Here is a 12,334-nt window from a genome sequence, read left to right as displayed (position 1 = left end):
CGCGATCCGTCCGATTTGCCTTGCAGGCATGGGCACTTCGGGCCGTCCCCGGCCGTTCACCAAACGGCGGCCGGGGACGGTACCGTTCGGTAGGGAGCGGGCCTCGCGCCCGCTGCCAGCGCCAATTGCCTGTACGAGACGGAGTGGCACCGGATGCAGCATGCAGTGGGTTCTCCGCTGCCGCCGCCCCATCAGCCGGGGCACGGACCGGCCGCAGGCTGGTCGCCGGCCGCACACCAGCCGGGCCAGCAGCAGGCGGCTCCGCACCATGGCGCCGCCCCCGTGCCCCCTGCGCCGGGCTACCCCCAGGTGCCTCCGGCGCCGGCCCCGCCCGCCCCGGACACCACCGGCCATGTCCCGCTGCCGCCCGGCGGCCCGGTCGCCATGCCCAGCGCACCGCCCGCCACCACGGTGCCGGACGCGACCAGCACGACCCTCGCGGTGCTGCTGATCGGCCCCGCGGGTGCCGGCAAGACGAGCGTCGCCAAGTGCTGGGCGGACCACCGCCGGGTCCCCACCGCCCACATCAGCCTCGACGACGTACGCGAATGGGTCCGCTCGGGCTTCGCCGATCCGCAGTCGGGGTGGAACGACGGCTCGGAGGCGCAGTACCGCCTGGCCCGCCGCACCTGCGGCTTCGCCGCCCGCAACTTCCTGGCCAACAACATCTCCTGCATCCTCGACGACGCCGTGTTCCCGGACCGTCCGGTTGTCGGCCTCGGCGGCTGGAAGCGCCACGTGGGCCCCGGCCTGCTCCCGGTCGTCCTCCTCCCCGGCCTGGAGATCGTCCTGGAACGCAACGCGGAACGCTCCGGCAACCGCCGCCTCACCGACGAGGAGGTGGCCCGCATACACGGCCGTATGGCGGGCTGGTACGGCTCGGGCCTGCCGATCATCGACAACTCCCAGCTGGACGTCCCCCAGACGGCGAGGGTCCTGGACGACGTACTGGCACGGTCCATCGCCAGTCCGCCGAACTGGTAGCCACCGGGAGGCTGACCGGCTTTGCGGGGCGCGAGGCCGCCCAGGCATGCGGCAGCGCCGCCGGGGCGCGCTCGAACCCCCACCGCGATCAGCCCCGTCGGCCCGCACCTCGCACACGACAGGAATCGGCACCCCCATCCCCCAATCGGCACCCCAACCGGCACAAATCACCCACCGCTCCTACGCTCGTGTCATGTCAGAGGTGTACGCAGTCCGCCGAGCAAGGCTGAGGGAACGCTGCAAGGCCGGCGGCAGCCAGGCCGCGCTGATCTCCCGCCCCGCCAACGTCCGCTACCTCGCGGGCGCCGCCCCACAGGGCGCCGTCCTGCTCCTGGGCAAGACCGAGGACCTTCTCCTGTGCGCCGGCCCACCGGACGAGAGACCCCCGCAGGGACGACCGGACGATTCGCTGCGCGTGCAGGCCCTGCCCGGCAGTGCGGGCGATCCCGCCGTCGCCGCCGCCGATCTCGCCGAGGCCCAACGCGCCGACACCCTCGCCGTGGAGGAACACCACCTCACCGTGGCCCGGCACCGGGAGATCCGCTCGGTGGTCCCGCGGCTGCGCCTGGCCGACCTCGGTGGCGCGGTCGAACAGCTCAGAGTGGTCAAGGACGAGGAGGAGATCTCCTGCCTCCGCATCGGCGCCGAAATCGCCGACCAGGCTCTCGGTGAACTCCTGGAGTCCATCCTGGTCGGCCGCACCGAACGCCATCTCGCCCTCGAACTGGAGCGCCGCCTCGTCGACCACGGCGCCGACGGCCCCGCCTTCCCGACCTCCGTGGGCACCGGCCCCAACGCCGGCAGACGCGCGCACCGGCCCACCGACCGCCGCGTCGAAGAGGGCGACTTCCTCTCCGTCTGTCTGGGCGCCGCATACCGCGGCTACCGCTGCGAGATCGGCCGTACCTTCGTCATCGGCACGTCCCCCGCGGACTGGCAGATCGAGCTGTACGACCTGGTCTTCGCCGCTCAGCGTGCCGGACGGGAGTCGCTGGCGCCGGGTGCGGCCTGCCGCGATGTGGACCGCGCCGCACGTCAGGTGCTGGACTCCGCGGGCTACGCGGAAGGGCTGACGGCGCTGACGGGGCACGGTGTGGGGCTCGAAATCGACGAGGACCCGCAGCTGGCCCCTGCGGCCATGGGTAAACTGGACGCCTGCGTGCCGGTCACCGTCGAACCGGGGGTCCACCTCCCGGGCCGGGGCGGTGTCCGGATCGATGACACGCTCGTCGTTCGCCCTGAGGCGGACGGCGGACCCGAGCTACTCACCATCACGACCAAGGAGCTGCTCGCGCTCTAGCTTGTCGGCTACGCGCGTGCGCCGGGGTCGTCCACGTCAGTCCAGGAGATTCCGCAACCGTGGCTTCCACGAACGACCTCAAGAACGGCCTTGTGCTCAAGCTCGAAGGCGGCCAGCTCTGGTCCGTCGTCGAGTTCCAGCACGTCAAGCCCGGCAAGGGCCCGGCCTTCGTGCGCACCAAGCTCAAGAACGTGCTCTCCGGCAAGGTCGTCGACAAGACCTTCAACGCCGGCGTCAAGGTCGAGACGGCCACTGTCGACAAGCGCGACATGCAGTTCTCGTACATGGACGGCGAGTACTTCGTCTTCATGGACATGGAGACGTACGACCAGCTCATGGTCGACCGCAAGGCCGTCGGCGACGCCGCCAACTTCCTCATCGAGGGCTTCACGGCCACCGTCGCGCAGCACGAGGGCGAAGTGCTCTTCGTCGAGTTGCCGGCTGCCGTCGAACTCGTCGTCCAGGAGACCGAGCCGGGCCTGCAGGGCGACCGCTCCACCGGCGGCACCAAGCCCGCCACCCTGGAGACCGGTCACCAGATCAACGTCCCGCTCTTCATCACCACCGGTGAGAAGATCAAGGTCGACACCCGTACGAGCGACTACCTCGGCCGGGTGAACGGCTAACCGTGGCTGCCCGCAACACGGCCCGCAAGCGCGCCTTCCAGATCCTCTTCGAGGGCGACCAGCGTGACGTCGACGTCCACACGGTCCTCGCGGACTGGATCCGGCTCTCCCGGGACGACACCCGGCAGCCGCCGGTCAGCGAGTACACGATGCAGCTTGTCGAGGGTTACGCGAAGCACGCGCGGCGCATCGACGAGCTGATCGCGCAGTACTCGGTCGGCTGGACCCTCGACCGCATGCCGGTCGTGGACCGCAACGTTCTGCGCCTCGGGGCCTACGAGCTGATCTGGGCCGACGAGACCCCGGACGCCGTCGTGCTGGACGAGATGGTGCAGCTCGCGAAGGAGTTCTCCACGGATGAGTCGCCCGCCTTCGTCAACGGCCTGCTGGGCCGGCTCAAGGAGCTGAAGCCCTCGCTGCGCCGGGACGAGGCGTAAGGCACGGGAACGCCAGGGGGCCCGCAGTGTGATTGCTGCGGGCCCCCTGGCGTTCCCGTGCCTGCGAGGCCGTCGAGGGCCGCAGAACGCCGCCGGGGTGGCCGGAACAGTGAAGTTCCGGCCACCCCCGGGCGGCACGTTTCTGCTGGATGCTGTCAGACCTCTTCGTGGGCGACGGCTCGGCGCGCGTCCGCGTCCAGCACGCCCCAGCTGATCAGCTGCTCGGTGAGGACCGAGGGGGACTGGTCGTAGATGACGGCGAGTGTGCGCAGGTCGTCCTGGCGGATCGACAGCACCTTGCCGTTGTAATCGCCGCGCTGCGACTGGATCGTCGCCGCATACCTCTGCAGCGGGCCCGCCTTCTCGGCCGGCACGGTCGCCAGCCGCTCCAGGTCCAGGACCAGCTTCGGCGGCGGCTCGGCGGCGCCGCCCGGGGTGGTGCCCGGCAGGAGCTCCTGCACCGGGACCCCGTAGAAATCCGCCAGCTCGGCGAGGCGCTGTACGGTCACGGCACGGTCACCGCGCTCGTACGAACCGACCACGACCGCCTTCCAGCGTCCCTGGCTCTTCTCCTCGACACCGTGGAGGGAAAGGCCCTGCTGGGTGCGGATGGCCCGGAGCTTGGCCCCGAGCTGTTTGGCGTATTCGCTGGACATATAGCTCCCCGGACACTGTGTCGACGCGGCTGCAGAGGGTCCGAGCCGCGCGTCTGGTAACTCACTGTGAGGTTACGCAGCGTGACTCTCGCGCGTCAAGCCGAATGGTCCACACCGACTCTTCCGTGGCCGCGGTGGCTGGTTACGCCAGGCGGGTGATCAGGGGTGTCTCAGGGCCTGCTACCGTGGATGGCGCAAATCCGACGTCCTTTAAGGTCCGTCCCGTGAGGCGGAGAAGGAGGTCCGTTTCTTATGGACAAGCAGGACAAGCAGGACACGCAAGGCTCCGATGCCCGGCCCGTTCTCGAAGGCCCCGACATTGCGCGGGTGTTGACCCGCATCGCCCACGAGATCGTCGAGCGTGCCAAGGGCGCCGACGACGTGGTGCTCCTCGGCATTCCGACCCGGGGCGTCTTCCTCGCGCAGCGGCTCGCCGCCAAGCTCGAGGAGATCACCGACCGGAAGATCCCGGTCGGTTCGCTCGACATCACCATGTACCGCGACGACCTGCGCATGCATCCGCCGCGTGCGCTGGCCCGCACCGAGATTCCCGGTGACGGCATCGACGGCCGCCTGGTCGTCCTCGTCGACGACGTGCTCTTCTCCGGCCGCACCATCCGCGCCGCCCTCGACGGCCTGAACGACATCGGGCGCCCGCGCGCGGTGCAGCTCGCGGTCCTCGTCGACCGCGGCCACCGCGAACTGCCCATCCGCGCCGACTATGTCGGCAAGAACCTCCCCACGTCGTTGCGGGAGACGGTCAAGGTCCAGCTCGCCGAGGAGGACGGTCGCGACACCGTGCTGCTCGGTGCCAAGCCGGCCGCCCCGGGCGAGCAGCAGTAGCACGCACGCGTACGTCACCCCCGTACGCCTGCTCAGTGCGCCCCTGCACGAGCCCGCCTGCCCGGAATCTCCCCAACCTGAACTGCCCTACGGAGCCTGACAGATGCAGCGTCATCTCATCTCGGCCGCCGACCTCACCCGCGACGACGCCGTCCTGATCCTCGACACCGCCGAGGAGATGGCCAGGGTCGCCGACCGGCCGATCAAGAAACTGCCGACCCTGCGCGGCCGCACCGTCGTCAACCTCTTCTTCGAGGACTCCACGCGCACGCGTATCTCCTTCGAGGCCGCCGAGAAGCGCCTGTCCGCGGACGTCATCAACTTCACCGCCAAGGGTTCGAGCGTCTCCAAGGGCGAGTCCCTGAAGGACACCGCCCAGACGCTGGAGGCCATGGGCGTCGACGCCGTGGTCATCCGGCACGGCGCCTCCGGAGCGCCGTACCGCCTCGCCACCTCGGGCTGGATCGACGCCGCCGTCATCAACGCCGGTGACGGCACCCACCAGCACCCCACGCAGGCCCTGCTCGACGCGTTCACCATGCGCCGCCGTCTGGTGGGCCGGGACGCCGGCCTCGGACAGGACCTGTCCGGCAAGCGGATCACGATCGTCGGGGACGTCCTGCACAGCAGGGTCGCCCGCTCCAACGTCGACCTGCTGCACACCCTCGGCGCCGAGGTCACCCTCGTCGCCCCGCCCACCCTGGTGCCGGTCGGCGTCGAGCGCTGGCCCTGCGAGGTGTCGTACGACCTCGACGTCGTACTCCCCAAGTCCGACGCCGTGATGATGCTCCGCGTCCAGCGCGAGCGCATGAACGCCGCCTTCTTCCCGACCGAGCGCGAGTACTCGCGGCGCTACGGCCTCGACGGCGAGCGCATGGCGCGGATGCCCGAGCACGCCATCGTGATGCACCCCGGCCCGATGGTCCGCGGCATGGAGATCACCGCCGAGGTCGCCGACTCCGACCGCTGCACCGTCGTCGAGCAGGTCGCAAACGGAGTGTCCATCCGGATGGCCGTCCTGTATCTGCTGCTCGGTGGCAACGAACCCGCCGTCACCCACGCCCGCACCATCGAGGAGAAGTAGGAACCATGAGCAAGATCCTGATCCGTGGTGCGAAGGTGCTCGGCGGCGAGCCGCAGGACGTGCTGATCGACGGTGAGGTCATCGAGGCCGTCGGGACGGGGCTCTCCGACGAGGGCGCCGAGGTCGTCGAAGCCGGCGGCAAGGTACTCCTGCCGGGACTCGTCGATCTGCACACCCACCTGCGTGAGCCGGGCCGCGAGGACTCCGAGACCGTGCTGACCGGCACGCGCGCGGCGGCGAGCGGCGGCTACACGGCCGTCTTCGCCATGGCCAACACCTTCCCGGTCGCCGACACCGCCGGCGTCGTCGAGCAGGTCTGGCGGCTGGGCCGTGAGCACGGCTACTGCGATGTGCAGCCCATCGGCGCCGTCACCGTCGGCCTGGAGGGCAAGAAGCTCGCCGAGCTGGGCGCCATGCACGAGTCGGCGGCGGGCGTCACCGTCTTCTCCGACGACGGCAAGTGCGTGGACGACGCCGTGATCATGCGGCGCGCCCTGGAGTACGTGAAGGCCTTCGGCGGGGTCGTCGCCCAGCACGCGCAGGAGCCGCGGCTGACCGAGGGCGCCCAGATGAACGAGGGCATCGTCTCCGCCCAGCTGGGGCTCGGGGGCTGGCCCGCGGTGGCCGAAGAATCGATCATCGCCCGGGATGTCCTGCTCGCCGAGCACGTCGGCTCCCGCGTCCACATCTGCCACCTGTCGACCGCCGGGTCCGTCGAGATCGTCCGCTGGGCCAAGTCCCGCGGCATCGACGTCACCGCCGAGGTCACCCCGCACCACCTGCTCCTCACGGACGAGCTGGTGCGGACGTACGACCCGGTCTACAAGGTCAACCCGCCGCTGCGCACCGAGCGCGACGTGCTCGCCCTGCGCGAGGCGCTCGCCGACGGCACGATCGACATCGTCGCCACCGACCACGCCCCGCACCCGCACGAGGACAAGGACTGCGAGTGGGCCGCGGCCGCCATGGGCATGGTGGGCCTGGAGACGGCGTTGTCAGTGGTGCAGGAGACCATGGTGGACACCGGGCTTCTCACCTGGGCCGGGGTTGCCGAGCGCATGTCCGTCAAGCCCGCCGGCATCGGGCGGGCCCAGGGGCACGGCCGTCCCGTCTCGGCTGGTGAGCCCGCCAACCTCACGCTCGTCGACACGGAATACCGTGGGTCGGTGGACCCCGCGGGCTTCGCCTCGCGCAGCCGGAACACCCCGTACGAGGGGCGTGAGCTGCCGGGCCGTGTCACGCACACGTGGCTCCGGGGCAAGGCCACGCTCGTCGACGGGAAGCTCACGTGACACCTGCAACTCTGCTCGCCGCCGGACTCGCCGCCGAAAAGAAGTCGGCCGAGGTCACCGACTGGGCCGCCCGCGCGGGCTGGCTCGTCGGCCTCGCCCTCTTCGTCGCGCTCGTCTACTGGCTGATGCGCGAGGGCTGGAAGTGGCGCGGCACGCTCCAGGGCGACATCCCCGAGCTGCCCGCACGCCCGTCGACCTCCACCACCCTCGACGGAGGCGGCAAGCCGCCGCAGTCCGGAATGCCGGACGAGGCCGGCGAGGTGAGACTGACGATGAGCGGCCGCTACCACGGCTCCACGACCGCCGGTCAGTGGCTGGACCGCATCGTGGCGCACGGCCTCGGCACCCGCAGCCGGGCCGAGCTCACGCTGACCGACGCGGGACTGGACGTCGTACGTCCCGGGGCGACGGATTTCTTCGTCCCCCTCGCGGCTCTGCGCGAGGCCCGGCTCGACAAGGGCATCGCCGGCAAGGTCCTGACCGAGGGCGGGCTGCTGGTGGTGACCTGGACACACGGCGACCGACTGATCGACTCCGGGTTCCGCTCCGACCGGGCGGCCGAGCACACCGAGTGGGTCGACACCATCAACTCCATGATCAACAAGACGGAAACGGAAGGCGCACGATGACGACCTCCACAAGGGGAGCCTCCAGGGTTCCCGCGGTACTCGTCCTGGAGGACGGCCGGATCTTCCGCGGCCGTGCCTACGGGGCCGTGGGGGAGACCTTCGGCGAGGCCGTGTTCTCCACCGGCATGACCGGCTACCAGGAGACTCTGACCGACCCGTCGTACGACCGCCAGATCGTCGTCGCGACCGCCCCGCAGATCGGCAACACCGGCTGGAACGACGAGGACGACGAGTCGAGCCGCATCTGGGTCTCCGGCTATGTCGTGCGCGACCCCGCGCGCGTGCCGTCCAACTGGCGCGCCAAGCGTTCCCTGGACGACGAGCTGGTCGCGCAGGACATCGTCGGCATCAGCGGCATCGACACCCGCGCGCTCACCCGCCACCTGCGCGAGCGCGGCTCCATGCGCTCCGGGATCTTCTCCGGCGAGGCGATCGCCCCCGAGTCCGAGCTTCTCGCGCGCGTGCAGGCCCAGCCGCACATGAAGGGCGCCAGCCTCTACGAGGAGGTCGCCACCAAGGAGACGTACGTCGTCCCCGCGGTCGGCCCCGACGGCGAAGCCGTTCCGATCGGCACCGCGAAGTTCACCGTCGCCGCGATCGACCTCGGCATCAAGGGCATGACCCCGCACCGCATGGCCGAGCGCGGCATCGAGGTGCATGTGCTGCCGGCCACGGCCACAGAAGAGGACGTCTACGCCGTCGCCCCCGACGGGGTCTTCTTCTCCAACGGGCCCGGCGACCCGGCGACCGCCGACGGCCCGGTCGCGCTGATGACCGCGGTCCTGGAGCGGAAGACGCCGCTGTTCGGCATCTGCTTCGGCAACCAGATCCTCGGGCGGGCGCTCGGCTTCGGCACCTACAAGCTGAAGTACGGCCACCGGGGCATCAACCAGCCCGTCCAGGACCGTACGACCGGCAAGGTCGAGGTCACCGCGCACAACCACGGCTTCGCCGTGGACGCGCCGCTCGACAAGGTCAGCGAGACGAGGTTCGGGCGCGTCGAGGTCTCGCACGTGTGCCTGAACGACAACGTCGTGGAGGGGCTCCGGCTGCTCGACCAGCCGGCCTTCTCCGTCCAGTACCACCCCGAAGCGGCAGCGGGCCCGCACGACGCCGCCTACCTGTTCGACCGCTTCACGTCTTTGATGAGCACAGTCCCGATGGAGGGCCAGCGTGCCTAAGCGCACCGATATCCAGTCCGTCCTGGTCATCGGCTCCGGCCCGATCGTCATCGGCCAGGCCGCCGAGTTCGACTACTCCGGCACCCAGGCGTGCCGCATCCTTCGCGCCGAGGGCCTCAGGGTCATCCTCGTGAACTCCAACCCGGCGACGATCATGACCGACCCGGAGATCGCCGACGCCACGTACGTCGAGCCGATCACCCCGGAGTTCGTCGAGAAGATCATCGCCAAGGAGCGCCCGGACGCCCTGCTGCCCACCCTGGGCGGCCAGACGGCCCTCAACACGGCCATCTCGCTGCACGAGGCGGGCACGCTCGACAAGTACGGCGTCGAGTTGATCGGCGCCAACGTCGAGGCCATCAACAAGGGCGAGGACCGCGACCTCTTCAAGGGCGTCGTCGAGGCCGTCCGCCAGAAGATCGGCCACGGCGAGTCCGCCCGCTCGGTCATCTGCCACTCCATGGAGGACGTTCTCGGGGGCGTCGAGACGCTCGGCGGCTACCCGGTCGTCGTCCGGCCGTCCTTCACCATGGGCGGCGCCGGCTCCGGCTTCGCGCACGACGAGGAGGAGCTGCGCCGCATCGCCGGCCAGGGCCTCACGCTGTCGCCGACCACCGAGGTGCTCCTGGAGGAGTCCATCCTCGGCTGGAAGGAGTACGAGCTGGAGCTGATGCGCGACAAGCACGACAACGTCGTGGTCGTCTGCTCCATCGAGAACTTCGACCCCATGGGCGTGCACACCGGCGACTCGATCACCGTCGCGCCCTCGATGACGCTGACCGACCGCGAGTACCAGATCCTGCGGGACATCGGCATCGCCGTGATCCGTGAGGTCGGTGTCGACACCGGCGGCTGCAACATCCAGTTCGCGGTGAACCCCGAGGACGGTCGCGTGATCGTCATCGAGATGAACCCGCGCGTGTCCCGCTCCTCGGCCCTCGCGTCCAAGGCGACCGGCTTCCCGATCGCCAAGATCGCGGCCAAGCTCGCCGTCGGCTACACGCTCGACGAGATCCCGAACGACATCACGCGGGAGACCCCGGCCTCCTTCGAGCCGACGCTCGACTACGTGGTCGTGAAGGCCCCGCGCTTCGCCTTCGAGAAGTTCCCGCAGGCCGACTCCACGCTGACCACGACCATGAAGTCGGTCGGCGAGGCCATGGCCATCGGCCGCAACTTCACCGAGGCCTTCCAGAAGGCGCTGCGCTCGCTGGAGAAGAAGGGCAGCCAGTTCACCTTCGTCGGCGAGCCCGGCGACAAGACGCTCCTCCTCGAAGAGGCCCTACGGCCCACCGACGGCCGTATCAACACCGTCATGCAGGCCATCCGCGCGGGCGCCACGCCGCAGGAGGTCTTCGAGTACACGAAGATCGACCCCTGGTTCGTCGACCAGCTCTTCCTGATCAAGGAGATCGCGGACGAGCTGGCCCAGGCGCCGGAGCTGACCCGGGAGCTGCTGGCCGAGGCCAAGCGGCACGGCTTCTCGGACCAGCAGGTCGCCGAGATCCGCGGTCTGCGCGAGGACGTCGTCCGCGAGGTCCGGCACGCTCTCGGCATCCGCCCGGTCTACAAGACCGTCGACACCTGCGCCGCCGAGTTCGCCGCGAAGACGCCGTACTTCTACTCCTCCTACGACGAGGAGACCGAGGTCGCGCGGCGCGAGAAGCCCGCCGTCATCATCCTGGGCTCAGGCCCCAACCGCATCGGCCAGGGCATCGAGTTCGACTACTCGTGCGTCCACGCGTCCTTCGCGCTGAGCGACGTGGGCTACGAGACGGTGATGGTCAACTGCAACCCGGAGACCGTCTCCACGGACTACGACACCTCCGACCGTCTGTACTTCGAGCCGCTGACGCTGGAAGACGTACTGGAGATCGTCCACGCGGAGCAGCAGGCCGGCCCGGTCGCGGGTGTGATCGTGCAGCTGGGCGGCCAGACGCCGCTGGGTCTCTCGCAGGCACTCAAGGACAACGGCGTGCCGATCGTGGGCACCCCGCCGGAGGCCATCCACGCGGCCGAGGACCGGGGCGCGTTCGGGCGCGTGCTGGCGGAAGCCGCCCTCCCGGCCCCCAAGCACGGCACCGCCACGACCTTCGCCGAGGCCAAGGCCATCGCCGACGAGATCGGCTACCCGGTCCTCGTCCGGCCGTCGTACGTCCTCGGCGGGCGCGGCATGGAGATCGTCTACGACGAGACCCGGCTGTCGTCCTACATCGCCGAGTCGACCGAGATCAGCCCCTCCCGGCCGGTCCTGGTCGACCGCTTCCTCGACGACGCGATCGAGATCGACGTCGACGCGCTCTACGACGGCACCGAGCTCTACCTCGGCGGCGTGATGGAGCACATCGAGGAGGCCGGCATCCACTCCGGCGACTCGGCGTGCGCGCTGCCCCCGATCACCCTGGGCGGCTTCGACATCAAGCGCCTGCGGGCCTCGACGGAGGCCATCGCGAAGGGCGTCGGCGTACGCGGCCTGATCAACATCCAGTTCGCGATGGCCGGTGACATCCTCTACGTCCTGGAGGCCAACCCGCGCGCGTCCCGCACCGTCCCCTTCACCTCGAAGGCGACCGCGGTTCCGCTGGCGAAGGCCGCCGCCCGGATCTCCCTGGGCGCGACCGTCGCCGAACTGCGGGCCGAGGGACTGCTTCCGGCGAACGGCGACGGCGGCGAGCTCCCGCTGGACGCGCCGATCTCCGTCAAGGAGGCCGTCATGCCGTGGTCGCGCTTCCGCGACATCCACGGCCGCGGCGTCGACACGGTCCTCGGCCCGGAGATGCGCTCCACCGGCGAGGTCATGGGTATCGACTCCGTCTTCGGCACGGCGTACGCCAAGTCGCAGGCGGGCGCCTACGGTCCGCTGCCGACCAAGGGCCGCGCGTTCATCTCGGTCGCCAACCGCGACAAGCGCTCGATGATCTTCCCGGCGCGCGAGCTGGTCGCCCACGGCTTCGAACTGCTCGCCACCTCCGGCACGGCCGAGGTCCTCAGGCGCAACGGCCTCAACGCCACGGTCGTCCGCAAGCAGTCCGAGGGCACCGGACCGAACGGCGAGAAGACCATCGTCCAGCTCATCCACGACGGCGAGGTCGACCTCATCGTCAACACGCCGTACGGCACCGGCGGCCGCCTCGACGGCTACGAGATCCGTACGGCGGCCGTGGCGCGGTCGGTCCCGTGCCTGACGACGGTCCAGGCGCTCGCCGCCGCCGTCCAGGGCATCGACGCCCTCAACCACGGTGACGTGGGCGTCCGTTCGCTCCAGGAACACGCGCAGCACCTGACCGCGGCCCGCGACTAGC

11 protein-coding genes are annotated in these 12,334 nt (G+C 70.2%); 10 read left to right on the top strand and 1 reads right to left on the bottom strand.

The window, feature by feature from the left end; genetic code table 11:
- Positions 1-153 precede the first annotated feature (153 nt).
- The 4 genes from OOK07_RS07170 (at position 154) to nusB (ending at position 3,347) form a co-directional block, all read left to right on the top strand.
- Positions 154-984: a Pro-rich N-terminal domain-containing protein gene (locus OOK07_RS07170; protein WP_266795580.1), complete on the top strand. Its 831-nt coding sequence runs from the start codon at positions 154-156 to the stop codon at positions 982-984.
- A 193-nt stretch (positions 985-1,177) separates the two neighbouring features.
- Positions 1,178-2,284, top strand: a complete 1,107-nt coding sequence (locus OOK07_RS07165) for an aminopeptidase P family protein (RefSeq protein ID WP_266795578.1) — start codon at positions 1,178-1,180, stop codon at positions 2,282-2,284.
- 59 nt (positions 2,285-2,343) lie between these two features.
- Entirely contained in the window at positions 2,344-2,910 is a 567-nt protein-coding gene (efp, locus tag OOK07_RS07160) for an elongation factor P (RefSeq protein WP_266677989.1), read from the top strand.
- A gap of 2 nt (positions 2,911-2,912) precedes the next feature.
- Positions 2,913-3,347: a transcription antitermination factor NusB gene (gene nusB, locus OOK07_RS07155; protein WP_266677987.1), complete on the top strand. Its 435-nt coding sequence runs from the start codon at positions 2,913-2,915 to the stop codon at positions 3,345-3,347.
- Between the two features lie 155 nt (positions 3,348-3,502).
- Here nusB and bldD read toward each other — a convergent pair whose 3' ends face one another.
- Positions 3,503-4,003: a transcriptional regulator BldD gene (gene bldD / locus OOK07_RS07150; protein WP_030946861.1), complete on the bottom strand. Its 501-nt coding sequence runs from the start codon at positions 4,001-4,003 to the stop codon at positions 3,503-3,505.
- Between the two features lie 252 nt (positions 4,004-4,255).
- On the opposite strand from bldD, the gene pyrR reads away from it, so the two are divergent.
- The 6 genes from pyrR to carB all read left to right on the top strand — a co-directional run bounded on the left by pyrR (position 4,256) and on the right by carB (position 12,333).
- Positions 4,256-4,846 carry a bifunctional pyr operon transcriptional regulator/uracil phosphoribosyltransferase PyrR gene (pyrR, locus tag OOK07_RS07145; protein ID WP_266677983.1) on the top strand — a complete coding sequence of 197 codons (591 nt, stop codon included), beginning with the start codon at positions 4,256-4,258 and terminating at the stop codon, positions 4,844-4,846.
- Between the two features lie 103 nt (positions 4,847-4,949).
- Positions 4,950-5,930, top strand: coding sequence for an aspartate carbamoyltransferase catalytic subunit (locus OOK07_RS07140; RefSeq protein ID WP_266677981.1), 981 nt, complete (start codon positions 4,950-4,952; stop codon positions 5,928-5,930).
- A 5-nt stretch (positions 5,931-5,935) separates the two neighbouring features.
- On the top strand, positions 5,936-7,222 hold the full coding sequence (locus OOK07_RS07135; RefSeq protein ID WP_266795575.1) for a dihydroorotase: 1,287 nt from the start codon (positions 5,936-5,938) through the stop codon (positions 7,220-7,222).
- Positions 7,219-7,851 (top strand): PH-like domain-containing protein, encoded by a 633-nt coding sequence (locus tag OOK07_RS07130; RefSeq protein ID WP_266795573.1) that lies wholly within the window; start codon positions 7,219-7,221, stop codon positions 7,849-7,851. Before OOK07_RS07135 ends, OOK07_RS07130 begins: the two co-directional genes overlap by 4 nt.
- A complete protein-coding gene (gene carA, locus OOK07_RS07125; protein WP_266795571.1) occupies positions 7,848-9,032 on the top strand; it encodes a glutamine-hydrolyzing carbamoyl-phosphate synthase small subunit in 1,185 nt (394 codons plus the stop codon). Before OOK07_RS07130 ends, carA begins: the two co-directional genes overlap by 4 nt.
- Positions 9,025-12,333, top strand: coding sequence for a carbamoyl-phosphate synthase large subunit (gene carB, locus OOK07_RS07120; RefSeq protein WP_266795570.1), 3,309 nt, complete (start codon positions 9,025-9,027; stop codon positions 12,331-12,333). The genes carA and carB overlap by 8 nt, the downstream gene beginning before the upstream one ends.
- The last annotated feature ends 1 nt before the right edge of the window (position 12,334 follow it).

Source organism: Streptomyces sp. NBC_00078 (assembly GCF_026343335.1).
Lineage (GTDB): Bacteria > Actinomycetota > Actinomycetes > Streptomycetales > Streptomycetaceae > Streptomyces.
The sequence above is the reverse complement of the archived record's forward strand: the minus strand, read 5'-3'. Positions and strand labels throughout refer to the sequence as shown.

Bases quoted from the DNA above. Each gene is read 5' to 3' on its own strand.
- pyrR (WP_266677983.1), top strand. From the start codon at position 4,256: ATGGACAAGCAGGACAAGCAGGACACGCAAGGCTCCGATGCCCGGCCC.
- OOK07_RS07170 (WP_266795580.1), top strand. From the start codon at position 154: ATGCAGCATGCAGTGGGTTCTCCGCTGCCGCCGCCCCATCAGCCGGGG.
- bldD (WP_030946861.1), bottom strand. From the start codon at position 4,003: ATGTCCAGCGAATACGCCAAACAGCTCGGGGCCAAGCTCCGGGCCATC.
- carA (WP_266795571.1), top strand. From the start codon at position 7,848: ATGACGACCTCCACAAGGGGAGCCTCCAGGGTTCCCGCGGTACTCGTC.
- OOK07_RS07165 (WP_266795578.1), top strand. From the start codon at position 1,178: ATGTCAGAGGTGTACGCAGTCCGCCGAGCAAGGCTGAGGGAACGCTGC.
- OOK07_RS07135 (WP_266795575.1), top strand. From the start codon at position 5,936: ATGAGCAAGATCCTGATCCGTGGTGCGAAGGTGCTCGGCGGCGAGCCG.
- OOK07_RS07140 (WP_266677981.1), top strand. From the start codon at position 4,950: ATGCAGCGTCATCTCATCTCGGCCGCCGACCTCACCCGCGACGACGCC.